17 protein-coding genes are annotated in these 23,228 nt (G+C 64.8%); 10 read left to right on the forward strand and 7 right to left on the reverse strand.

Features of this window, described 5'->3' with window-relative positions:
- Positions 1-84 precede the first annotated feature (84 nt).
- Genes ACR9YP_RS13800 through ACR9YP_RS13810 form a run of 3 tightly spaced genes read right to left on the reverse strand, consistent with a single transcriptional unit; the run spans position 85 to position 3,436 of the window.
- A complete protein-coding gene (locus ACR9YP_RS13800) occupies positions 85-933 on the reverse strand; it encodes a fumarylacetoacetate hydrolase family protein (protein ID WP_438105856.1) in 849 nt (282 codons plus the stop codon).
- Positions 930-2,537 carry a bifunctional 3-(3-hydroxy-phenyl)propionate/3-hydroxycinnamic acid hydroxylase gene (locus ACR9YP_RS13805; RefSeq protein ID WP_474220155.1) on the reverse strand — a complete coding sequence of 536 codons (1,608 nt, stop codon included), beginning with the start codon at positions 2,535-2,537 and terminating at the stop codon, positions 930-932. The genes ACR9YP_RS13800 and ACR9YP_RS13805 overlap by 4 nt, the downstream gene beginning before the upstream one ends.
- A complete protein-coding gene (locus ACR9YP_RS13810) occupies positions 2,534-3,436 on the reverse strand; it encodes a VOC family protein (RefSeq protein WP_438105860.1) in 903 nt (300 codons plus the stop codon). Before ACR9YP_RS13810 ends, ACR9YP_RS13805 begins: the two co-directional genes overlap by 4 nt.
- A 175-nt stretch (positions 3,437-3,611) precedes the next feature.
- Here ACR9YP_RS13810 and ACR9YP_RS13815 point away from each other — a divergent pair, with 175 nt between their 5' ends.
- Positions 3,612-4,337 (forward strand): GntR family transcriptional regulator, encoded by a 726-nt coding sequence (locus tag ACR9YP_RS13815; RefSeq protein ID WP_438105861.1) that lies wholly within the window; start codon positions 3,612-3,614, stop codon positions 4,335-4,337.
- On the opposite strand, the gene ACR9YP_RS13820 is transcribed toward ACR9YP_RS13815, so the two are convergent.
- Both ACR9YP_RS13820 and ACR9YP_RS13825 read right to left on the reverse strand, forming a co-directional pair.
- Entirely contained in the window at positions 4,322-5,812 is a 1,491-nt protein-coding gene (locus ACR9YP_RS13820; protein ID WP_438105862.1) for a flavin-containing monooxygenase, read from the reverse strand. The genes ACR9YP_RS13815 and ACR9YP_RS13820 overlap by 16 nt on opposite strands.
- A 103-nt stretch (positions 5,813-5,915) precedes the next feature.
- The gene (locus tag ACR9YP_RS13825) at positions 5,916-6,365 is read right to left on the reverse strand and encodes a cupin domain-containing protein (protein WP_166814125.1); all 450 of its coding nucleotides are present in this window, start codon (positions 6,363-6,365) and stop codon (positions 5,916-5,918) included.
- 187 nt (positions 6,366-6,552) lie between these two features.
- On the opposite strand from ACR9YP_RS13825, the gene ACR9YP_RS13830 reads away from it, so the two are divergent.
- Positions 6,553-7,578 carry an AraC family transcriptional regulator gene (locus ACR9YP_RS13830; protein WP_474220157.1) on the forward strand — a complete coding sequence of 342 codons (1,026 nt, stop codon included), beginning with the start codon at positions 6,553-6,555 and terminating at the stop codon, positions 7,576-7,578.
- Positions 7,579-7,826: 248 nt separating this feature from the next.
- On the opposite strand, the gene ACR9YP_RS13835 is transcribed toward ACR9YP_RS13830, so the two are convergent.
- Entirely contained in the window at positions 7,827-9,695 is a 1,869-nt protein-coding gene (locus ACR9YP_RS13835) for an ATP-binding protein (RefSeq protein ID WP_474220158.1), read from the reverse strand.
- Between the two features lie 142 nt (positions 9,696-9,837).
- Positions 9,838-10,470: a cupin domain-containing protein gene (locus tag ACR9YP_RS13840; RefSeq protein ID WP_128937846.1), complete on the reverse strand. Its 633-nt coding sequence runs from the start codon at positions 10,468-10,470 to the stop codon at positions 9,838-9,840.
- Positions 10,471-10,688: 218 nt separating this feature from the next.
- Here ACR9YP_RS13840 and ACR9YP_RS13845 point away from each other — a divergent pair, with 218 nt between their 5' ends.
- The 8 genes from ACR9YP_RS13845 (at position 10,689) to ACR9YP_RS13880 (ending at position 23,205) form a co-directional block, all read left to right on the forward strand.
- Entirely contained in the window at positions 10,689-12,380 is a 1,692-nt protein-coding gene (locus ACR9YP_RS13845; RefSeq protein WP_474220159.1) for a peptide ABC transporter substrate-binding protein, read from the forward strand.
- A gap of 27 nt (positions 12,381-12,407) precedes the next feature.
- Positions 12,408-13,358 (forward strand): ABC transporter permease, encoded by a 951-nt coding sequence (locus ACR9YP_RS13850; RefSeq protein WP_438105869.1) that lies wholly within the window; start codon positions 12,408-12,410, stop codon positions 13,356-13,358.
- A gap of 3 nt (positions 13,359-13,361) precedes the next feature.
- The gene (locus ACR9YP_RS13855) at positions 13,362-14,237 is read left to right on the forward strand and encodes an ABC transporter permease (protein ID WP_091879499.1); all 876 of its coding nucleotides are present in this window, start codon (positions 13,362-13,364) and stop codon (positions 14,235-14,237) included.
- Between the two features lie 40 nt (positions 14,238-14,277).
- Complete coding sequence (locus ACR9YP_RS13860; protein ID WP_474220160.1) at positions 14,278-15,606, forward strand: NAD(P)/FAD-dependent oxidoreductase; 1,329 nt, start codon at positions 14,278-14,280, stop codon at positions 15,604-15,606.
- Between the two features lie 6 nt (positions 15,607-15,612).
- A complete protein-coding gene (locus ACR9YP_RS13865; protein ID WP_438105871.1) occupies positions 15,613-16,539 on the forward strand; it encodes a 2-hydroxyacid dehydrogenase in 927 nt (308 codons plus the stop codon).
- Between the two features lie 252 nt (positions 16,540-16,791).
- The gene (locus ACR9YP_RS13870) at positions 16,792-18,660 is read left to right on the forward strand and encodes an ABC transporter ATP-binding protein (RefSeq protein WP_438105873.1); all 1,869 of its coding nucleotides are present in this window, start codon (positions 16,792-16,794) and stop codon (positions 18,658-18,660) included.
- Positions 18,661-19,043: 383 nt separating this feature from the next.
- Entirely contained in the window at positions 19,044-19,559 is a 516-nt protein-coding gene (locus ACR9YP_RS13875; RefSeq protein WP_438105875.1) for a hypothetical protein, read from the forward strand.
- Between the two features lie 316 nt (positions 19,560-19,875).
- Positions 19,876-23,205: an adenylate/guanylate cyclase domain-containing protein gene (locus tag ACR9YP_RS13880; protein ID WP_474220161.1), complete on the forward strand. Its 3,330-nt coding sequence runs from the start codon at positions 19,876-19,878 to the stop codon at positions 23,203-23,205.
- Positions 23,206-23,228: the final 23 nt, after the last annotated feature.

Genomic DNA, 23,228 nt, shown 5'->3' on the forward strand with positions numbered 1-23,228 from the left:
CTGCTTTTGCTTATGTCGTCTCTAGGCGCGCCGGCCCTGGCGGCGGAACGAAGCAGGCCTCGCCGCCGCCAGGGAATGGATCGCTCACTGCGCCTCGTCGACGACCGGATTGCGCAGGATTGCGAGCTTCTCGACCTCGACCTCGACGACGTCGCCGGGCTTCATCCAGAGCGGCGGGGTGCGCTTGGCGCCGACACCGCCGGGCGTGCCGCTGACGATGACGTCGCCGGGCTCGAGCCGGGTGAAGGTCGAGCAATATTCGATCTGGCGCGGGATATCGAAGATCATGTGCTTGATCTGCGCTTCCTGCACGACCTGCCCGTTGAGGCGTGTGGTGAGCTTGAGCTCGCCAAGCTCGCCCAGCTCGTCCGGCGTCATCATCCACGGGCCGAACGCGCCGGTATCGGGAAAATTCTTGCCCGGCGTGAACTGGTGGGTGTGGCGCTGGAAATCGCGGATGCTGCCGTCGTTGTAGCAGGCGTAGCCGGCAACGTGACCCATCGCTTCGCTGCGGGAGATGTATCGCCCGCCCTTGCCGATGATGACCGCGAGCTCGCCCTCGAAGTCGAGATGGGTCGAGACGCGTGGCCGGATGATGGGCTTCAGATGCCCGGTCTGACTGTTGGAATAGCGCGAGAAGATGGTGGGGTGCTCGACCTCGGGGCGGCCGGTTTCCTTCCGGTGCGTCTCGTAGTTCAGGCCGACGCACAGGATCTTGTCCGGGTTCGGAACGACCGGCAGCCAGCTGAGCCCCGCGAGCGGCGTGGCGGCCGCCTTGGGCTTCGCGTCCGCGACGCCTGCGAGCGCACCGGCGATGGCGGCCCTCAGATCGGCATAGCGGGTGGCGAGCACGGCGCCGACATCGAGGAAATTGCTGCCCTCGACAAGGCCCCAGGTCGTCCGTCCGTCGATCGCAACGGTCGCGAGTTTCATGCTGTCTTCTCCATTTTGAAATCCGGATCGGGATGGCCGTGCAGGCGCGAAGTGACCTCGTGCAGGAGACTGCCGAGCTCGGCCGCGTTGCGCGCCGCCCCGAACACGTAATGATCGGGCCGTACGATCGCGGCGAGGACGCCGTGGCGGTCGAACCAGCCGGCCAGCACGCCGTCGCTCTCTTGGAGCACGCCGGATGCATCGGCGCCGGCAGGCGCGATTGTCGTTGCGATCAACTGCGGATGCGCGACGCAGAGCGCCATGAGGGAGGGGGCCTCGCTGCGGCGGCCGTCGATGAGCACGCGCAAGCGGGGCCCGGTGATCTTGTCGAGTAGGCAAGGCGCGCCATCGATCAGAACCCGCGGCTGCGGAAACAGGCTGCCGCGCGCGGCTCCATCCTGATCGGCCAGGAAGCCCGTGCGGAGCGGCGGGATGATCTCCTGCCGCGTGATTTCGAGCGGCTTGCCGCCGCCTTCGATCAGGATCTGCGCATCGCGGCGTCGCGCGGCGGCCGGATCGCGCTCGCAGATCGACTGGCCGATCGCCTTGATCTTGCCGGTCAGCTCGATCACGTGCTGCTTGCGCTCGGCCGTGTAGCTGTCGAGCAGGGCGTCGGGCGAGACGCCACTCAGCACGGAATCGAGCTTCCAGACGAGGTTGGTCGCATCGCGCAGTCCCTGGCACATGCCTTGGCCGATGAAGGGCGGCTGTTGATGTGCGGCATCGCCGGCGATGATGATGCGGTCGTTGCGCCAATCGGCGGCCACCAGGGCGTGGAAACGATAGGATGCCGCGCGCCACAATTCGCCATCCTCCGGCGCGAGCCACGGTGCGAGCAGCTTCCACACATTTTCCGGCCGCGCCATCTGCCTGGGTTCTTCGCCCGGCAGCAGCATGATCTCCCAGCGACGATGGTTGTTGGGGCCGATCAGGAAGCTGACGGGCCGCGTCGGATTGCAGAACTGCGCGGAGTTCTGCGGCAGCCTTGCGAGTGCGTCTTGATTGACGCGCACGTCGACCACGAGCCAGGGCTCATCGAAGATCAGGTCTTCGAGCGCGATGCCGGCGATCTGTCGCACCGTGCTCGAGGCACCATCGCAGCCGAGCACGTAACGCGCCGTCACCGTCCGCGATTGTCCTGCCGCATCCTTCAACGTCGCCCCGACGCGGTCTGTCCGCTGCACGAGATCGACCAGCTCGACGCCGAGCTCGGCGCGGACACAGGAAAAGCTCAAGGTGTGACGGCGCAGCTCGGCCTCGACCGGCGGCTGGCTGAACACCATGCTGGGCGTGTAGCCGAGCGGGTAGGGCTTTTCGACCATGTGGACGCGCCGGATCAATTGACCGTCGACGCCAAAATGCTCGGAGGCGGTGAAGGGCTCGACATGGGGCGCGATCGCATCGGCCAATCCCATATTGTCGAAGTGACGAAAGATCTCGTGATCGAGCGCGATCGCCCGTGGCTTGTCGTAGATGTCGGCCAGGCGATCGATGACGAGCGTGTGATGGCCGAGATGGCCGAGCAGCCCGGCCGCGACGGCGCCGGTCGGTCCGAAGCCGACGATAAGCACATCGTAATCCGTGGTGGCGGCGGACATCGTCATGCGCGGCAATCCGTGTCGAAGAGCACGGAGAGTTGCGCGGTCTTGCAGGCTTCACTCTTGGGCGGCGCAATGCCCCATTGGTCGGTGCGTCCCGGCGGCCAGACCCATTCGGCGGGTCCCTTCGCGCGATAGCTGTCGTCGACCTGGAGGACTTCGGCGGTGTATTCGACGACGACCCCGTCCGGATCGACGAAATAGGCGAACACGTTGTCGCCGGGCCCGTGCCGGCCGACGCCCCAGCCGATCGGAAAGCCGTGATCAATCATGCGGCCGGAGCCGCGCATCACCGACTCCAGATCCGGCATCAAAAAGGCGACGTGGTTGAGACCGTTGCTTGGTGCTTCCGCGAGGACGACGGCGTGGTGATCGCTGTTGCAGCACAGGAATGCCATCAGCTTCGAGCGGTCGGTCAGGCGAAAGCCAAGCACCTGCTGGTAGAACGTCGAGAGCTTTTCGATGTCGGCGCTGTTGATGTTGACGTGGGCGAGCCGCTCGGGGCGGTCAGCCACGATGCGCGCCGTCTTGGTGCGATCGCCGTGGACGAACTCCATGCAGCAGCCCTGCGGCTCGCGGATCACGAAGTGCGTGCCGCCCGATGGCGCGTGCGATGGCCCGGCCGGCGTGATGATCTCGCAGTCCGCCTCGCGTGCGCGCGCGAACAAGCGGTCGAGATCGTCGCGCGAGCGGACGCGAAAGGTGATCTTGCACAGCGCAGCTCGTTCGCCTTGCGAGAGTTCGAGAACGTGGAAATCCGCGCCCGTCGCGGCGAGATAGACCGTGCCCTCGGCTTCGGCCGCGACATCGAGGCCCCAGACCTTCGTATAGAAGTCGGCGGAGACGCCAAGGCGCGGCGTCGCAATCTCGACGCTGCGCAACGCGACCACCGGAAAATCGGACATCGGGCTTCCTCGTCAAGGCAGAGGGCCGCACCCGAATAGCCGCGGATCGCCCACCAAGCCGGTTGTTGTTGGCGAACGAGTAATCTATATAAATCTATCCGTAAAGACAAAATTTATAAATTATTGCCGCTTGCGGTCTGATGTACAAAAAATCTCGATGAATCAGTGGGACGCCATGAGCTCAGACCTGTCGAGCCCGAAGACCGATGCGCCGGCGACGCTGGCGACGAGCATCTATGCCCGCCTCAAGGCCGACATCCTGACCACGCGCCTTGCGCCCGGACGCAAGCTCCAGTCGCGCTTTCTGATGGAGCACTACAATGTCGGGCAGACCCCGCTCCGCGAGGCGCTGAACCGTCTCACCACCGAGGAGTTCGTCGTCGGCATGGAGCAGCGCGGCTTCTACGTGAAGCCGGTCAGCAAGGACGAGCTCCGGGAATTGACCAAGACGCGCTGCTGGGTCGAAGGGCTGGCCTTGCGCGAATCCATGCAGAACGCGACGCAAGAATGGGAGGAGGCGCTTCTGGTGACGCATCACCGCCTCGGCCGCACGCCGCGTTCGCTCGATCCGGAAAAGTTCGCGGACAATCCGGACTGGGAGAAGGCGCACCGCGCGTTTCACGCGACGCTGATTGGTCTGTGCGGCTCGCGCCCGCTGCTCGGCTTCTGCGAGCAGCTTGCCGACCGGCTCTATCGTTACCGCATGATGTCGATTGCGAAGGCCTACCCGGTCCGGAAGATCGGGACCGAGCATGCACAGATCCTCCAGGCCGTGCTCGACCGGAAGACCGACGATGCCGTCGCGCTGTTGCAGCAGCACTATCAGCGCACGGCGGATGTGATCGATTCGGATCTCGAGACGGTGCTGCCGAAGTCCGACACGCCTTACGCCGCGCGATAGTCCGGCGCCGTGGCCAGGAACTTGGCATAGGCATCCGCGTCCGGCGGCGAGAAGCGCCCGGCGAGCCCGCCGCGCTTCTGGTTCTTCGCGCCAATGTCGGCCATCAGCTCGTCGAAATGGCGATAGTGATAAGGCGCGACGCACAGGCCGCCATAGACGCCCGCGGCCGGCCGTTCGACGCGCTTGAAGTGCAGCATCATCTCGATGTTGTCGCGCATGGCTTGCGCGGTCGGCTGGTTGGCGAGCTGGCCGTCGGCATAGCGCACCAGCCAGTTGGCGGCGAGATCGGCGCAGAGCACGGTGCAGAACGACGAGTTGAAGCCGACGAAGCCGAGCTCGGGCAGATCAGGATTGGCGATCAGGCGATAGAGCCGGTACTGCCCGTCGGCATCGACCAGCTTTTGCTGGCAGGCCGAGGGCAGGAACGGCACGCCGAGCTTGTAGCCGATCGCGAGCACGGCGATATCGGCACCAATGCGCTCGCCGCCGCTCATCACGATGCTGTCGCCGTCATAATGATCGAACGTGCCGAACACCGCCTTGATGCGGCCGTCGGCGACCATGGGATAGAAGCCCGGCGTTGCGATCGGCACCGAGCAGTTGACGCCGTCCTCGATCCGTTCTTTCGGGACCATGTTGCACCGGTTGAGCTTGAGCTGCGCCTTCAACAGGCTCTCCAGCCCGCGCCAGTTCGCCCAAACCAGCGGCGCGGCGAGGCGGTGCGCGAGCCGGGCCATCGTGCTGATGCCCCAGCCGGGAAACATCTCCTCCTGCGCGCGGATGTAGAGGATGCGCTTGAAGTTCACGAGCCCGCCGATGAAATAGGGGATGCGCCAGACCGGCTCGCGCATCACGATGGTGACCTCGCGCGCGCCCGCCTTGACCGCGTTCACGGCGATGTCGGTCGCGGATTTCGAGCCGCCGAGCACGACGACGCGGCGCCCCTTTGCCTGGGCGGCATCATTGTATTTCGATGAATGCAGGATCTGGCCGCCCTGTGCCAGAAAGCCGTCCTCGCCCGGGCAATGCAGCTCGCGCGGTTCGTTGAACTGACCGGTGCAGACCGCGACGAAATCGAAGTCCTCCTGCGAGGTCGCGCCGTCCTTGCCGCTCAGCGCGAGCGCCCAGCCCGGTTTGCCGTCGGCGCGCCGCGCCATCCCGGCGATCTCGGTGTTGAGGCGCAGCATGCGGTCGAGGCCAAAACTCTTCGCGTAGTCGGCGAGATAGGCGTGGACCTGCGGCCCGGTCGGCCATTCCGGATAGGCGTCCGGCATGGCGCGGTCGGTGTAGCGGTAGAGCTCCTTCGGGCTCTGGGTCTGCACTTCGGGATAGGAGCGCGCCGGCTCCCAGACGCCGCCGAGATCGCCGCTGCGCTCGATGATGGTGACGCGGTGACCGCGGATGGAGAACGCCTTGGCGGCGGCAAGGCCGGAGACGCCGGCGCCGATCACGCAGACATGCTTCGGAGTGATCATGGGTTTGCTCGCAATCAGTGTGTTTCGCGCGTAAGCGGCTACGTTCGGCCGCAAGGGGCGGCCGGCGGAGCTGCAAGCAGATGAAAGTGGACGAGGAGGCTGCCTACTCGTTGGCCTCGGGCGGCAAGAAATCGACCTCGTGCAGCGCCGAGATGCGCACCACTTCGGCCGGGTCGGTCAGGTTGTGGAGCTGATTGAACAGCGCCTCCAGCTTCTGCATCGGCGAGACCCAGAACAGCGCGCGGCACGGCTTGTCGGACTTGTTGAAATAGCCGTGCGGGATGCCGCGCGGCATGCGCACGAGATCGCCGGCATGGGCCTTGACCCATTTGCCGTCGAGCTTGAGGTCGAGCGTGCCCTCCTGCACCAGGATGAACTCGTCCTGGGTCGGATGGATGTGCACCGGCACGAACTGGCCGGGATCGCTGTTGGTCTCGAACGCGAAGGTGGAGTCGGTCACGGCCTTGGGGAAATACACCTGGCCAAGGATGTTCCAGCTCTTGCCCCCATAACCCGTGCCGTTTGCGGTAATGCCCTTTTCGAGTGCAGTCATGCTCGCCTCCTCATGGATTCCGGCGGGGATGGAGCATCGGCCAGTCGTGGCCCGCCTGTCTATCCGCTAAACGAATCCGCAACGGCTGTTGCCATGCAGCACGACGATTTTGTGGATGCGGCCCTTTTCGCTGTCACGGAACTATTATAGGCTTAAAGTAATTCCGTGACGCGAAGCGTGGTCGACGATGTCCGCAGCCGTGCTGGAAATGAGCGCGAGACCAACCGCAGCCGAACGGCTTGCGGATTTCGCCCGCGTCACCACTGACGACGTCGACGAAGCAGCCGAGCAGATCGGACGCATCTTCTGTCCGCACGATCTCAAGCCGACGCGTGCGCGCGCCGCCGGCTTCTCCGCCCGGCACAATTGCGCGGCATTCGCAGGCTTTTCCATCAACTATGTCGCCTATGGCGGATCGGTCAGCATCGATCCCGGCTGCCTCGAACGCTTCTTCCTGGTCCAAGTCCCGCTCACGGGCACCGCCCGCATTCGTGCCGGCGCCTGCGAGCTCGATGCCGTGCCGGACCGGACGGCGTCACTGCTGTCGCCGACGATCCCGACGCGCATGACCTGGGCCGACTGCGCGCAAGCGATCCTGCTGCTCGATCGCAGCATGGTCGAGCAGCGCGCCGCGGCGCTGTCGGGCAGGGCGGCCGGCACGGTCGAGTTCGATCCTGTGATCGACCTGGACGCGCCGTCCGGGCGGGCGTTGCGGGCCAGCCTTGCCGAGTTGATGACGCTCGCCGAACGTCTCGGTCCCGCCGGCAGGCTGTCACCGGTCGCGATGGCCGATTGGCGCGAGGTTCTGCTCGATCACCTGCTCAATGGCCAGGGGCATGACCTGTCGGATGCGATCAGGATGTTTTCGGGCCGGGCTGAGCGTCTGCCGCGCGCGCTCCGCGCCGCGCGGGATCATCTTTCGGACAATGCCGGCGAGCCGCTCGACCTCGCGCAGCTCGCCTGCGCCTCCGGCATCGGCATCCGCGCGCTCCAGCTCGGCTTCCGCCGTCACTTCGGCCTCTCGATCTCCCAGATGCTGCTCGACATGCGCCTTGCCGGCCTGAACGCCCGCCTCGCGCAGGCTTCGCCCGATGCCTCCATCACCGAGATCGCTTTCGATCTCGGCTTCACCCATCTCGGCCGCATGGCGGGTGCCTACCGCGAGAAATTCGGCGAGACGCCCTCGGCGACGTTGCGGCGAAGGATGAGTTAGCCGCGGCGAAGTTAGGCCGGGGCGGCGGTCCGTGTTCACCTCTCCCCAGCGGGGAAAGGTCGGATTGCCTGGCGATGCGAAGCATCGTCCAGTGCAATCCGGGTGAGTGGCCGCGGCACCCAGTGAGACTTGAACCCCTCACCCGGATCGCCTCTTACGATGCGATCCGACCTCTCCCTTCGGGAGAGGTGACGAGTTCTCGGCTCGCACCGGTTCAACAAGAAATCATCCCACTCTAGGCGCGAGGCCTACTTCCGCGGTCGCGTTGGGCCGTTGTCTTCGGCCGCCTGCCTGCGCAGAAAAGCCTCGACGTCAGCCTGCACCGAGTAGGGCGTCGGGATCGCATCGCCGGCGGAATCGACTGCGGTGTCGAGACAGCGGCGCAGCACGCGTGCGAGCTCGGCCTTGCGATAGGGCTTTCTCAGCAGCGGCGCGCCCATCGTGGCGCGTCCCTGCGTGTGCAGCGAATCGTAGGCGTATCCGGAGGTGAACAGCACCCGCAGGGACGGCCGCGCGGCCACCATTTGCTCGGCGAGCTCCCGTCCGTTCATGCCGCCGGCCATCACGATGTCGGTGAAGAGCAGGTCGAACGCGGTGCCTTCGGCCGAAACGGCGAGCGCTTCGGCCGCATTGGCGGCGGGGATGACCTTATAGCCGAGGCTCTCGAGCTGGACCGTGACGTAGCGGCGGACGTCGCGGTCGTCTTCGACGCAAAGGATGGTTTCCTTACCCCCGACGATCTTGCGATCGTCATAGCCAGTCGGGCGAAGCGCGCTCGTCTCCGCCTTCGGCAGGTAGATCGTGAAAACCGTGCCGCTTCCTTCTTCGGACGCGACCCTGATGCCGCCGCCGGACTGCTTGACGAAGCCGAACACCATGCTGAGCCCGAGCCCCGTACCCTTGCCGACCTCCTTGGTCGAGAAGAACGGATCGAAGATGCGCTCGAGGATGGCCTGCGGAATGCCGGTGCCGGTGTCGGCGATCTCGATCTCGACATAGTCGCCGGCATAGCCGGCGCCGACCGCCACCGCCTCGCGGACGCCGAACACCACGTTGCGTGTCGTCAGCGTCAGCTTGCCGTCGTCCAGCATCGCATCGCGAGCGTTGATCGCGAGGTTGAGCAACGCCGAGCTCAGTTGGCCGCGGTCGGCATAGGCGAGCCAGACGTTGCCGCCAAGCCTGGTCACGATCTCGATCTTCTTGTCGAAGGTCGCCAGCAGCAGCTTTGCCAGTTCCTCGATGAGCTCGTTGACATCGATCTCGGCCGGCCGGAGCGCCTGCTTGCGGGCAAAGGAGAGCAGGCTCGATGTCAGCGCGGCGCCGCGGTCGGCGGCTTCGCTGATCAGCTTGGTGATGGTCGCAAGCGGCGGGTTGTCCTTGACGGCGTCGTCGAGGATCTCGATCGTGCCGGTGATCACGGTGAGCATGTTGTTGAATTCGTGCGCGATGCCGCCGGTGAGCTGGCCGACCGCCTCCATCTTCTGAGCCTGGATCAGTTGCTCCTCGGCAGCGCGCTTCTGGGTGATGTCCCTGACGAAGGTATTGATGATGGAGCGCTCTCCTATCCGCAACACCGTGCTGGACGCCTCGGTCAGGATGCGGTCGCCGTTCCTGTGGATCAGGCTGACCTCGAAGCGCATGCCGCTTGGTGCGGCCGACAATTCCGGAACGAGTCGCGCCATGCGCTGCCTGAAGGCGGCGCGGAGCGGCTCGGCGACGATGAGGTCGACGACATCGGCGCCAAGAGCCTCCTCGCGCGTCCATCCGGTCAGGGCCTCGGCCTGAAGGCTCCACTCCAGCACGACACCGCTGTCGTCGATCTGAATGAAGGCGTCGAGCGCGGTCCTGATAACGGCTTGCGTCATCTGCGCACTGTCGCTGCGCGCTTGCGACAGTGCGGCCGATTGCGCGGAGACACGTTCTGCCTCTGACGTCTCCATGGCGCGTGTGCAGAGCCGCGCGAGCAGCGCTGCAACGGCGGCGCTCGCCAGCAGGGCAATGAGTTGGGCCGTGCCGAACCCTGCGCTGCCGGTCACGGCATAGGAGGCGAGAAGGGCCGCAGCGGTCACGATGACCTGGGCGGCCATCGCAAGTGTCAGAAGCCCCCTGAGTTTCATGGTCTCACACCAAAGACGCCAACTGCGGACCGCCCGGCCGCTCCGTCGGCTTGATGTGAGCTACAAACTCCGCGTGGCTCCGTCGAGGGGCAATTTACGGTGGTAGCGGGCGGCGGGATCCCTCAGGAGAGGGAGTACCGCGTCATCCCGCCGGCGGATCGGTCTGGCGCAGCGTCGTCACCCAGATCACGCGCGCCACCTGTTGGGTCGGGTTGTCGAACATGTGCGGCACGATGCTTGGAAAGCGAAAGCTGTCGCCGGCCTCCAGCACATGAGCCTGGTTGTCGAGCCACAGCCGCAGGCTGCCCGAGAGGATGTAGCCGGCCTTCTCGCCGGTGTGTTGCAGGAAGTCGGTGCCGGACGAGGCGCCGGGATTGAGCGTGAGCTCGTAGAGCTCGAGCTGGCCCTTGCCGTCAGGCGTGAGCGCTTCCTTGACCACGCCGCTGGCGGTGAGCCGCAGCAACCGCCGGTTATTCTTGCGCACGATGTAGCGCTGCACGTCGGCGGGATCGCTGCTCTCGAAGAAATAGGAGATGGGAACGTCGAGCGCGATGCTGAGCAGGCGCAGCGTGCGGATCGACGGCATGGCGCGCGCGCGTTCGAGCTGGCTGATCATGCCGGTGGAGAGGCCGGTCTTGTTGGCGACGTCCTGGATCGAGAGGCCCGCGCGCTGGCGCAGCAGCCGCACGGTCTCGCCGAGGCGCTGGTCGACCGCATCGTCGGCTTCGATCGCCGGGGCGTCCTTCGGATCCTTCGTATCGCCGCGACCATCCATGTCGCTCTCCCATGCATCATCTCAAGCCCGCACCGCATTGATCCGAGGCTTTAGTCAGAGTGAAAAAGTCGCGCATTCTAGCAATGCGATTGACAGCTGTATTTAGTCGTGATGAAATTTTGTCTGAAAAATTTAGAAGCACTAAAGCCCACTCCTGTCCCTTCGCCGGGGTCTCGGGGGCGCGGGGACGGTGCCGCGTGCGACAACGGAGAGTGGCCATGGCAGACGGCACCGGCAAGTTCGGCGTTGGAGCAGTGCATCTCGGCATTCCGAATCGCCGCCAGTTCTTCCAGCTTGGGGCCGGCGCCGCGGCAGGATGGACCCTTGCAGGCAACGCCTTCGCGCAGGTCGAGCGCCCGACCAATCCGCCAGACAAGCCACGCGGGCAGGTGATCGCAGCGCTGTCGCAGGAGCCGACCGTCTTTCATCCCTTGATGCCTGGCATCGAGGTCGATCAGGGCGTCTGGTGGCAGGTGTTCTCTCTGCTCTGGTTCATCGATCCTGCCGGCAATTTCGTTCCTGACCTCGCGCGCGAGGTTCCGACCATCGAGAATGGCGGCCTGTCGGCCGACGGTCTGACCTGGAAGATCAAGCTGCGCAGCGACGTGAAGTGGCATGATGGCACGCCGTTCACGGCCGATGACGTCAAGTTCTCGCTCGAGCTGATCAACAATCCCGATTTTCGCGCGCGGAGCCGCGTCGGCCATAGCCTGGTCAAGGACATCAAGGTCGTCGCGCCCGACGAGATCCACTGGCGAATGGAAGCGCCCTATTCGCCCTACATGTCGATTCTGGGATCGCTGACCTTCATCGTGCCCAAGCACATTCTTGAGAAGGTATCCGATCCGAACGCCTCGCCGTTTCACAATGCGCCTGTCGGCACCGGGCCGTTCCGCTGGGGCGAGCGCGTGCCCGGCGACCACATCCTGCTCAATGCCCATACCGGCTATCACGGCAAGGGGCCGTACGTCGAACGCGTGGTCTTCAAATACATTCCCGATCTCACCGTTCTCTACACCCAGTTCCGCACCGGCCAGGTCGACTACACCGGCTTGCAGGGCATCCTGCCGAACTTCGTGCAGGAGGCGAAGACGCTGAAGGGGCGCAAGATCGTCGTCTCCTCGACCTCTTCGGTGGAGCATATCGCGCCCAATCTGGAGTTCGGTCCCTTTGCCGACCGCGCGGTGCGCGAGGCGCTCTATCTCGCCATCAACAAGCAGGCGATCATCGACGCGCTCTATTACGGCCTGCCGACACAGACCGAGAGTTTCGTGCCGCAGCAGGCGTGGTCGTTCCAACAGGGGCTGCCGCAACACAAATACGATCCCGCAAAGGCCAACGCGCTGCTCGATGCCGCTGGATGGGTTCGCGGCTCCGGTGGCGTGCGCGAGAAGGGCGGCGTCAAGCTCGAGTTCACCAACTCGACGACGTCAGGCAATGCGGTGCGCGAGCAGACCCAGCAGCTCCTGATCCAGGACTGGCGTGCGATCGGCGCTGCGATGCGCGTCAACAACATGCCGGCCGCCGTGATCTGGGGCGACTTCTGGCAGCAGTCGAAGTTCAACTCGGTGCTGGTGTCCGTGAACTTCATGCTCGGCAGCGATCCCGATGTGACGCCGCGCTTCGGCTCCGGCGCCATTCCGGCCAAGGGCGGCCGTGGCTACAACACCTATCAGTACAGGAGCCCCGAGGCCGATCGTCTGCTCGGCGACGGCGCCAAGCAGTTTGAGATCGCCCAGCGCAAGACGACCTATGGCGACTTGCAAAAGCTGATCCGCAACGATCTCGCCATCCTGCCGCTGTTTCAGGGCTTCATCGCCGAGGGCGTGAAGGAGGGGCTGCAAGGCTTCCGTCCCAACATCAACACCTCCATCAACTGCTGGAACATCCGCGAATGGTACTGGGCCTGATCTATCAGGTGCGCAGGGCAGCCTGAGATGGCCCGTTACGTCGTCAACCGCCTGGCCCAGGCGATCATGCTGCTGGTGATCGTCTCGGCGATCGGCTTTGCCATCCTGCACCTGGCGCCCGGCGGTCCGCTCTCGCAATTCGCGGCCTCCGCGCAGATGACGCAGGAAGACCTCGACCGCGTCACCAAGCAGCTCGGGCTCGATCGCCCGCTGCCGATCCAGTATCTCGACTGGTTCGGTCGCATGGTGCGGGGTGACTGGGGCCGCTCCTATCGCGACGGCGAGGCGGTGCTGTCGGTGATCTCCTCGCATCTCGGCGCCACGCTGGAACTGATGGCGACGGCGACCATCATCGCGGTGCTGCTCGGCTGCTGGATCGGGGTGCTGGGTGCGCTGCGCCGTTATTCGCTGTTCGACACGCTCGCAACCGTCGGCGCCATGATCGCGCTGTCGATCCCGACCTTCTGGTTCGGCCTCGTCACCATCTATGTGTTCTCGGTGAAGCTCGGCTGGCTGCCGGCCGGCAACCGCGAGACCGTCGGCGACGGCTCCTTCTTCGACCTACTGCATCACCTGATTGCGCCGGCGATGGTGCTGGCGCTGGTCGAGACCGCGATGTGGGGCCGCTTCATGCGTTCCTCCATGCTCGAAGTCATCAACCAGGACTACATCCGCACCGCCCGCGCCAAGGGCATGCCGGAATGGCGCATCCTCACCGTGCACGCGCTGCGGAACGCGCTGCTGCCGATGATCACGGTGGCCGGTCTGCAGTTTCCGACGCTGCTCGGCGGCGCGCTGGTGGCCGAGACCGTGTTCACCTGGCCCGGCATGGGCCGCCTGTTCCTCGATTCCATCGGCTATCGTGACTATCCCGTGGTGATGGGCATCTTGATGTTCTCGGCGACCATGGTGCTGATCGGCTCGTTGCTCGCCGACATCTTCTATGCCGTCGTCGATCCGCGCATCCGGGTGGGCTAGGCGATGGCGACCGCGACCCTTTCCACAGTCCAGCCCGCCCCCGGCCAGGCCGCGTGGCGGCGCTTCCGCCGGCATCGCCTCGCGCTCGCGGGCGCCGTGATCATCCTGGTGCTCGTGCTCGGCTCGGCGTTCGGTCCTTATCTGCTGCCGTTCGACGACACCTATATCGACGTCATGAAGCGGTTCGCGCCGCCGCTGTCGGGTGCACACATCCTCGGCACCGACGAGCTCGGCCGCGACGTGCTCGCGCGCTTGATGATGGGCGGCCGCGTCTCGCTCTCGATCGGCATCGTCGCGATGGTGATCGCGATGGCGGTCGGCATCGTCGTCGGCGCCTTCGCCGGCTTCCATGGCGGCGTGGTCGGCGCGGTGCTGATGCGGCTCGTCGACGCCGTGCTGTGCTTCCCGACCATCTTCCTGCTGCTTGCGCTGGCGGCGCTCACCGAGCCCGGCCTCGTCACCACCACCGTGCTGATCGCAGCGACGGCGTGGATGAGCGTCGCCCGCGTCGTCGAGGCGCAGGTGCGCTCGCTGCGGGAGCGTGAGTTTGCGGTCGCCGCGCTCGCCTTCGGCTCGTCGAACCTGCGGATCATGTTCCGCGAGCTCGTGCCCAACGCGATCGCGCCGATCGTGGTCGCGGCGACGCTGAACGTCGCCAAGGCGATCCTGCTCGAATCCTATGTCAGCTATCTCGGCTACGGCATCCAGCCGCCGGCTGCGAGCTGGGGTAACATGCTCAACAACGCCCAGATCTATCTCACTAGCGCGCCATGGCTTGCGATCGCGCCGGGCGTCGCCATCACGCTGGCGGTGACGAGCTTCAACTTCCTCGGTGACGGCCTGCGCGATGCGCTCGATCCGCGAATGAACATCCCATGACGAGCCCAGGTCCGTTCGAACTGAAGTCCAGGAGTGCCCCATGTCCCCGCCGCTCAACCGTATAAACAGCGATGAACGCCTGCCGGCACAGGCGGATGTCGTCGTCATCGGCGGCGGCGTGATCGGCGTGTCCGCGGCCTATCATCTGGCGAAGAAGGGCCTTTCCGTCGCGCTGGTCGAGAAGGGGCATGTCGGCGGCGAACAGTCGAGCCGCAATTGGGGCTGGTGCCGCCAGCAGGGCCGCGCGCGCGAGGAGATTCCGCTGGCACGTGAGGCGCTGCGGCTGTGGGAGGACATGCAGAACGACGCCGGCGTCGATGCCGGCTTCCGCCGCACCGGCGTGCTGTTCCTGACCAAGAGCAAGGACGAGCTTGCGAGCTGGGAACGTTGGGCCGCGGTCGCGCGCGAGCAGCAGGTCCACTCCACCATCCTGACGCCGGCCGAGATCGCCGAACGCATGCGGGGCAATGCCGACAAATGGGTCGGCGGCCTGCACACGCCGAGCGACGGCCGCGCCGAGCCGTCGATGGCCGTGCCGGCGCTCGCCACTGCCGCGCGAAAGCACGGCGTCACCATCCATCAGGGCTGCGCCGCGCGCGGACTGGAGACTCTGGGAGGACGGGTCAGCGCCGTCGTCACCGAGAAGGGCACCATTCGCACGCAGTCCGTGCTGCTGTCGGGCGGCGCATGGTCGTCGCTGTTCTGCCGTCGTCACGGCATCGAGCTGCCGATCGGTCTCGTCAACGCCACGGCATGCCGGACCACCCCAGGGCCGGAGATCACCTCCGGCGCGCTCGGCACCGATTTCTACTGCATCCGCCGCCGTCTCGACGGCGGCTTTACGCTGGCGCTGCGCAACCGCGGCACGGTCGAGCTGTCGCCCGACCTGTTCCGCTACGCCCGCACCTTCTGGCCGACCTATCAGCATCGCAAGAACGGGCTGAAATTGTCGTTCGGCAAGTCGTTCTTCGACCAGCTCATGCGCGGAACCAGCTGGAGCTTTGACAAGCCGTCGCCGTTCGAGGCCGAACGCGTGCGCGATCCATCCCCCGACATGTCGCTGGTCAATGCGGCGCTGGCGTCGCTGATCCGTTCGAATCCGGAATTGAAGGACATCGAGATCGCGGAAGCCTGGGGCGGCACCATCGACTGCACGCCTGATACGATCCCCGTGATCTCGCCGGTCGATGCCTTGCCCGGCTTCTTCCTCGCCACCGGCTTCTCCGGTCACGGCTTCGGCATTGGTCCCGCGGCCGGCAAGCTCGCCGCCGATATCGTGACCGGCTCGACACCACTGGTCGACCCGGTGGCTTACAGCCACAAGCGCATGATCGACGGCCGGCGGCTCGCGCCGGTCAGCCCGTTCTGAGGCGGCATGACGGTTCTCTACAAGGCCAATATGGTTCGCGGCGCCGAGTGGGCGCGCTTCTTTGCGGAGCGCGCGCCCGATCTGCCGTTTCGGCTCTGGCCCGACATCGGCAATCCCGCTGATATCAGGTATCTGGTGGTGTGGGTGCCGCCGGACGATATCGCCACGACGTTCCCGAATCTCGAACTGGTCTTCTCGGTCGGCGCGGGTGTCGATCAATTCGACGCCACAAAGCTTCCCGCGCATATTCCGCTCGTCCGCATGCTGGAGCCCGGCATCGCCGAGACCATGGTCGAATACGTCACGATGGCCGTGCTCGGCCTGCATCGTGATCTCCTCCATTTTATCAATCAGCAGAAGGAGCAGGTCTGGCGCGAGATCCGGATCATGCCGGCAAAGCGGCGGCGCGTCGGCGTGATGGGGCTCGGCCAACTCGGCCAGGCCGTGCTCGATCGGCTCATGGCGTTCGGCTTCCCGCTGCTCGGCTGGAATCGCTCGCGGCGCGAGATCGAGGGCGTGACCTGCTATTCGGGCGCGGGCTCGCTGCCGGACTTTCTGTCGCAGACTGACATCCTCGTCTGCCTGCTGCCGCTGACTGACGAGACCCGCTGTATCTTGAACGCGGACCTGTTCGCGCACCTGCCGCGCGGTGCCTCTCTCGTCAATGTCGGCCGTGGCGCGCATCTCGTCGAAGCCGATTTCCTCGCCGCGCTCGACAGCGGCGCGCTCGCAGGCGCGGTGCTCGACGTCGCCGAGCCCGAGCCGCTGCCCGCGGGCCATCCGTTCTGGAGCCATCCGCGCATCCTGCTGACGCCGCACAATGCCAGCATGACCACGCCGGATACGGCCGTCGATTTCGTGCTCGACGTCATCGCACGCCACCGCCGCGGCGAAAAATTGCCGGGACTCGTTGACCGTAGCCGCGGTTATTGAGGTTGAGATGGTGATGGGAACATCAGCGCAGCCACGAGCTCAGTTCACCTCTCCCGCTCTTGTCCGCCGAAGCCTTGGCGAAGGCGGATGCGGGACAGGTCGGCGCGAAGCGCCGGGTGAGGGGTCTCTCCTCTTGGGGATCCTTCATTGTGGAAGCACCCTCTCCCCAGCCCTCCCCCGCAAGCGGGGGAGGGAGCGCACCTTCCTTGCGGCACGATCCAGTCTCATTTCGCAAAGCTCCTGGTGCTTCGCATGAGCACCGGCGCAAACGCACCTGATCAACTCATTGCCGAAGCGCAGGCGCCTGTGCTGTCGGTTGCCGGCCTCACCACCTCCTTCATGCTCGACCGGCGATGGATTCCCGTCGTCCGCAACCTGTCATTCGAGATCGCCCCCAAAGAAACCGTCGCGATCGTCGGCGAGTCCGGTTCGGGCAAGAGCGTCACCGCGCTCTCGATCATGCGGCTCATTCCAGAGGAGATTGGTCGCGTCGAGGGCCGCATCATGCTGGCCAGCCGCGATCTCCTCTCACTGCCCGAAGCGGGCATGAAGGACATTCGCGGCAACGACGTCGCGATGATCTTCCAGGAGCCGATGACGAGCCTCAATCCGGTGCTCACCATCGGCTTCCAGATTGCGGAAGCGCTGATCCAGCATCGCGGCCTGTCGCGCGCGGCGGCGGAGGCCGAGACCATCCGCCTGCTCGATCGCGTCCGCATTCCCGCGGCGACATCGCGCTTCCACGAGCATCCGCATCGCTTCTCCGGCGGCATGCGCCAGCGCGTGATGATCGCGATGGCGCTGGCCTGCAAGCCGAAGCTTTTGATCGCGGATGAGCCGACCACCGCGCTCGACGTCACCATCCAGGCGCAGATCCTGGAACTGCTGAAGGAGCTTCAGCAGGAGGAGGGGATGTCGATCCTCTTCATCACCCACGACATGGGCGTGGTCGCCGAGATCGCTGATCGTACCGTGGTGATGTATGGCGGGCAGGCGGTCGAAACCGACGCAACGTCGCGCATCTTCGCCGCTCCGTCGCATCCCTACACCCGCGCACTGCTCGCCGCCGTGCCGCGCCTCGGCTCGATGGACGGACGTGAGCGGCCGATGCGTTTTCCCATCGTCGACAAGGTCTCGGGCACTTCGGACGAGCCGGTGGAGACGCCCGACACGGTCTCGACCGCCGAGCGTCCGTTGCTCGAAGTCGCCAATCTCACCACGCGCTTTCCGATCCGCTCGGGCCTGTTCGGAAAGGTCTCGGGCCGTGTCCACGCGGTCGAGAACATCTCCTTCACCTTGCGCGTCGGCGAGACGCTGGCGCTGGTCGGCGAATCCGGTTGCGGCAAGTCGACGACAGGCCGCTCGATTCTCAGGCTGCTCGAGCCGGACAGTGGCACCGTCCTGATCGGCGGCCAGGACGTGCTCGCCATGAACGGCCGAGCTTTACGCGATTTCCGCAAGCACATGCAGATCGTATTCCAGGATCCGTTCGCGAGCCTCAATCCGCGCATGTCGGTGGGAACGGCGATCGCGGCTCCATTGCTCGCCAACGGGCTCGCGTCGGCGTCGCAGGCGCGCGATAAGGTCGCCGATCTGCTCGTGCGCGTTGGCTTGACTGCCGACATGGCCGCGCGCTTCCCGCATGAATTCTCCGGCGGCCAGCGCCAGCGCATCTGCATCGCGCGTGCGCTTGCACTGGGGCCGAAGCTGATCGTCGCGGACGAGGCAGTCTCGGCGCTCGACGTCTCGGTCAAGGCGCAGGTCGTGAACCTGATGCTCGACCTTCAGGCCAGCATGGGCCTTGCCTATCTCTTCATTTCCCACGACATCGCGGTGGTCGAGCGCATGAGCCACCGCGTCGCGGTGATGTATCTCGGCGAGATCGTCGAGATCGGTCCGCGCGCGGCAGTGTTCGGCAATCCGCAGCATCCCTACACGAAGAAGCTGATGGCTGCCGTGCCGGTGCCCGATCCATCGCGCCGCGGCACCAGGCGCGAGGCTTCCAACGACGAGATCAGAAGCCCGGTGCGCGCGCCGGATTACCAGCCGCCTCGCCGGCAATATCGCGAATTGTCGCCCGGCCACGTCGTCCAGGTCTGGGGCGAGGAATGGTTGGCCTGATCGGCCAACTGAGGGCACCTTTCAGCTCCTGCTCCTGCACTGCCGTGCGCGACGATACGGGCTCCTGAAATCGTGACTGGGATGGAGCGACAGGGAACTGCGGCATGTGAACCGTCTCATATTCCATCAGTTTCTTTTCGAGCTATTACTCCCGCAAGAAATTGCCACACCCGGAGCTAACTGACAGACACGGGTGAGATGCAATGCCTGCGAAGCCGGGTGCTCGCAGCTTTGGATTGGCTCTCGTCTTGGTCACGAGCAAGCCAGTCCCAACACTCAGCAGCAGATCTTTCAGAAAATTGGAATCAGGGCATCGCGAAACGTGTTTACGCAGCTTCTGTTCGGGGTCGGCCGGTAGGCTGCTACTTACCAAGGAGCCCCCAATGAAGATCAGCAACGGAGTTTCCAGTGCATTTTCGCCGACAAGACACGCCGGCAATTATCGGATCGCCCGTTCGAGTCTTATCAAGGCGGCCCATCTTCTTGAAAGAATTGGGCTCGCAGCCGTTGGGGCCACTTGCGGCCTCTATGTGGGTGCAACCTTGTTACGTCAGAAAGGCGGACTGTTTGAAAGCGGCTGGATCGTGCTGCTCATGATGATCTACGGAGCTGTCAGCTTCTATATTGGAATTGATTTGTCTCGTACGTTCGCTCGGAAGTCGATTTCGAGCACCTCGGAGGAATACAATGGGTCCGAGGCGGTTGAGATCATGAGTGCGGCCGGAACGTTCAGCGCGGCGATCGCAGCAGCTCTGTCCGTCAGCATCCTTGTCCTTGATCAAAGCCTTCCCAATGGCCTGATCGTCTTTGTTGCCGGCTGTTGGATCGTCGGCTCTTCGCTTCAAGTTGCGGCGGGAGCGATGGCGCGCAGCTACGAAGTGACCATGGACAGGGAGTGAAGACGACTGTCCTCGCGGAAAAAGCGCATGCCGGGCATCTCGGCGTGGGCAAAAGCCCGGGTGCCGGATTCGCCTTCAGATCCGAAGGAGTCATTGACGATCGCAACCTCTGTCGTTCGACGCTACGTGCAGACGATTTTTAGTAGCGCAGACGTTCGCATCGAACGACTTTCCTGATTGGACGCGTATCGGTCCTGCGCAACCTAGATTGTCGCGCAACAAACAAGACGTGCCATCATGGTGGCGTTGGGATATTGTCCCTGCGTGCCGTGGTCCAAAATTCTGCTAACCGCCAACCGCACGATCGGTGGAGCCAATGCAGATTGCGGAGTGGCTCGAGAAGCTGGGGCTTGGGCAATACGCAGAGCGTTTTGTCCAAAATGGGATCGACATGGGTGTCCTTCCCGAACTGATGGATGACGACTTCGACAAGCTCGGAGTCTTGCTTGGCCATCGCCGCAAAATGCTGCGTGCTATTGCCGACCTCGATCCAGCCGCGCTGATCGCATCGCCCGCTCCTCCTCAAGACGCCGAGCGGCGTCACCTCACCGTTATGTTTTGCGATCTGGTCGGCTCGACTGCGCTCTCGGCGCGGCTCGATCCCGAGGATATGTGGGAAGTGATCCGCGCCTACCGCGCCGCCTGCGCGAGCGTCATCGCTGCTTACGACGGCAGGATAGCCAGGTTCGTCGGTGACGGAATACTCGTCTATTTCGGCTATCCTCGCGCCCACGAGGATGATGCGGAGCGGGCCGTGCGAGCGGGCCTCGACATCATCTCTGCGGTCGGGCAACTCAAGACAAGCGCCGACGAACGGGTCGAACTGCGGATCGCGATCGCGACCGGGCTTGTGGTGGTCGGCGATCTCGTCAGCGGAGGTGCGTCAGAGGAGCACGGAACGATCGGCGACACACCAAATCTCGCTGCCCGGCTCCAGAGCCTGGCGGAGCCGGGCGCGGTCGTCGTTGCCTCGTCGACGCGCCGGCTGCTGGGCGATCTCTTCGCGCTTCGCAATCTCGGCCGCCGCGAGGTCAAGGGGATAGCCGAACCCATTGCGGTCTGGGCGGTCGAGGGAACGACCGCATCGGAGAGTCGCTTCGAGGCGGTTCGTGCTGCGCGCTCGATCGGCTTTGTCGGCCGCAAGCAGGAGATCGAATTCGCGCTCTCACGCCAGCAACTGGCATGGCAAGGCCGAGGCCAGATGCTGTTGATTTCCGGCGAAGCGGGCATCGGCAAGTCGCGCATGGTCGCAACGCTGTCCGAAAGTCCCGCGTTGGGGGTGCACCGCCGGGTGCGATATCAGTGTTCGCCCTACCACACCAACAGTGCGCTTCATCCCTTTGTCGCGCAGCTCGAGCGCGCCGCCGGCATCCGCTCGGACGACACGCCCGGGCAAAAGCTCGACAAGCTCGAGGCCATGCTGGCGCTTGGAACGCAGCACGTCGCCCAAGCGACACCGCTCATTGCGGCTCTCCTTTCGATTCCAACCGGCGACCATTGTCCGCCGCTTGGTTTGAGCCCGGCGCAGCAGCGGCGACAGACATTTGCCGCCCTGCTCGATCAGCTCGAGGGGCTGGCGCGAGAGCAGCCGCTGCTGATCATCTGCGAGGATATGCATTGGGCCGATGCCACGACACTTGAACTGCTCGATCTTGCGGTTGATCGGATCAGGGGACTGCCGATACTCGTGCTCACGACATCCCGGCCAGAGTTCGAGCCCTCCTGGTCGGGCCTTGCCAACGTCAGTCTGTTGCGGCTCGACCGACTGGACCCGCAGGACACGCGCGCGCTGGTCGAACAGGTGACCGTCGGCCGCCAGCTGCCACGGGAAATGATGAAGCAGATCATCGACAAGACGGATGGTGTCCCGCTATTTGTCGAGGAACTCACCAAGATGGTGCTGGAATCCGGATTGCTCGTCGAAGACGCCGGGCGTTATCGCCTCGATAGTCCGCTCCCGCCGCTCGCTATTCCCGCGACGCTGCAGGATTCGCTGATGGCGCGGCTCGACCGGCTGGCTCCGGTCAAGGAGGTGGCGCAAATCGGCGCCGCGATCGGCCGCGACTTTTCATACGCGCTGCTGAGATATGTGGCGGGACGCGATGATCTGACGCTGAGCGCCGCGCTAGCGCAGCTCGAAGAGGCGGAACTGCTGGTGCGTCACGGGGCTCCGCCCGAAGCAAACTATAGCTTCAGGCACGCTCTCGTTCAGGAAGCAGCCTACGAGGGCCTGCTCAGGAGCAAACGGCAGGTGCTTCACAAGCGCATCGGTGATGTCCTGCGCGAGAAGTTTCCGATCGTGGCCGAGACTGAGCCGGAAGTTCTGGCACATCACTTCACCGAGGCGGGGCTGAGCGAGGTCGCGCTCGAATGGTGGCGCAAGGCGGGCCAGCAGGCCCTAAAGCGCTCGGCCTATGCCGAGGCGATCGCGCATCTCGGCAAGGCGGTTGCGACGGCGGATCAACTGCCCGATGAGCCCCGCCGGATGATGAGCAGGCTGCATCTTCAAATCGCATATGGCCGTGCATTGCGGGGCAGTCTCGGGCACAGCGCCCCCGAAACGGTCGCCGCATGGACGCGCGCCCGACAGTTCGCCGCCGACATCAATGATCCCGTTGAACTTGCGCCGGTCCATTCGGGCCTCTTCAATGCCTGCCTGACACACGGCGAGCTCGCTCCGATGCGGGAGCTGGCGGATGCCATCAAGAGCGCCGCTGACCGACGGCCGGACTCACCGGTGGTCGCCATCGTTGCCCATTGGACAGGCGGGGTTACCTGCTGGTTCGGTGGTGACTACTTGAAGGCGCGGAGGCATCTCGAGCAAGCACTGGATATCTATGGTGCCGAGCCGGATCCGGCGATGTTCAGGGCTTCGGCGCTGGATCTTCCGTTCGTGATCATGAGGTTTCTCGCCTTGGTACTCTGGCCGCTGGGCAGGATCGGCCGCGCACGCCAGCTCGCCGCCGAAGCGGTGCGTGCTTCCGGAGAACAACGGGCGCTTTCCCAGGCCAATGCGCTTGTTCATCGCGCTGTGTTCGACGGACTGTGCGGGGGCTTGTTGCAGCAAACCGAGACGATCCTGGCGCTCGGTCTCGCGCGCGACCACACGATGCCGCTCTATGTGGCCGCCGGCACCTACCTGAACGGACTGGCCAGATGGCGTGCCGGCGAGCGAATGGCCGGACTGGCAGAAATGCGCCGCGGCTGGACCTTGCTGCACGAGAATGACTGCTACCTCTGTGAACCGTTTTGGGGAATGCATGTCGCCATGGCGGACGCAGAGGTGGGCCAAGTCGAAACCGGGCTCGAAATCTTGAGTGAGCTGATTGCATGGGCGGAGCAATCCGGTCAGCGTTGGCTTGATGCCGAGCTGCACCGCGTCCGCGGCGAGCTTTTGTTGCGCCATGACCCTCCGGACGATTCCGGTGCCGAGAATGCCCTCACGCGAGCGCTGGACATCGCACGAGGCCAGCAGGCGAAGACTTTCGAGCTGCGCAGCGCCCTTGGACTTGCGCGCCTGCACAAGAGGAATGGTCGAGCGGGCGCGGCAATCGAAGTGCTCGTTCCCGTGCTCGCCGAATTCGATGCGGAGCGAAATCTTCCCGAAGTCGAAGAGGCGAAGGAGCTGCTCAATCACGTCCCGTGACCTAGCCGGCGCCTGGGGTCAGG

It is taken from the genome of Bradyrhizobium sp. BR14999 (assembly GCF_056106085.1).

Coding starts and splice junctions, on each gene's coding strand:
- ACR9YP_RS13830 (WP_474220157.1), top strand. CDS start 6,553: ATGTCCGCAGCCGTGCTGGAAATGAGCGCGAGACCAACCGCAGCCGAA.
- ACR9YP_RS13810 (WP_438105860.1), bottom strand. CDS start 3,436: ATGTCCGATTTTCCGGTGGTCGCGTTGCGCAGCGTCGAGATTGCGACG.
- ACR9YP_RS13825 (WP_166814125.1), bottom strand. CDS start 6,365: ATGACTGCACTCGAAAAGGGCATTACCGCAAACGGCACGGGTTATGGG.
- ACR9YP_RS13860 (WP_474220160.1), top strand. CDS start 14,278: ATGTCCCCGCCGCTCAACCGTATAAACAGCGATGAACGCCTGCCGGCA.
- ACR9YP_RS13875 (WP_438105875.1), top strand. CDS start 19,044: ATGAAGATCAGCAACGGAGTTTCCAGTGCATTTTCGCCGACAAGACAC.
- ACR9YP_RS13805 (WP_474220155.1), bottom strand. CDS start 2,537: ATGACGATGTCCGCCGCCACCACGGATTACGATGTGCTTATCGTCGGC.
- ACR9YP_RS13850 (WP_438105869.1), top strand. CDS start 12,408: ATGGCCCGTTACGTCGTCAACCGCCTGGCCCAGGCGATCATGCTGCTG.
- ACR9YP_RS13800 (WP_438105856.1), bottom strand. CDS start 933: ATGAAACTCGCGACCGTTGCGATCGACGGACGGACGACCTGGGGCCTT.
- ACR9YP_RS13855 (WP_091879499.1), top strand. CDS start 13,362: ATGGCGACCGCGACCCTTTCCACAGTCCAGCCCGCCCCCGGCCAGGCC.
- ACR9YP_RS13840 (WP_128937846.1), bottom strand. CDS start 10,470: ATGGATGGTCGCGGCGATACGAAGGATCCGAAGGACGCCCCGGCGATC.
- ACR9YP_RS13835 (WP_474220158.1), bottom strand. CDS start 9,695: ATGAAACTCAGGGGGCTTCTGACACTTGCGATGGCCGCCCAGGTCATC.
- ACR9YP_RS13820 (WP_438105862.1), bottom strand. CDS start 5,812: ATGATCACTCCGAAGCATGTCTGCGTGATCGGCGCCGGCGTCTCCGGC.
- ACR9YP_RS13880 (WP_474220161.1), top strand. CDS start 19,876: ATGCAGATTGCGGAGTGGCTCGAGAAGCTGGGGCTTGGGCAATACGCA.
- ACR9YP_RS13870 (WP_438105873.1), top strand. CDS start 16,792: ATGAGCACCGGCGCAAACGCACCTGATCAACTCATTGCCGAAGCGCAG.
- ACR9YP_RS13865 (WP_438105871.1), top strand. CDS start 15,613: ATGACGGTTCTCTACAAGGCCAATATGGTTCGCGGCGCCGAGTGGGCG.
- ACR9YP_RS13845 (WP_474220159.1), top strand. CDS start 10,689: ATGGCAGACGGCACCGGCAAGTTCGGCGTTGGAGCAGTGCATCTCGGC.
- ACR9YP_RS13815 (WP_438105861.1), top strand. CDS start 3,612: ATGAGCTCAGACCTGTCGAGCCCGAAGACCGATGCGCCGGCGACGCTG.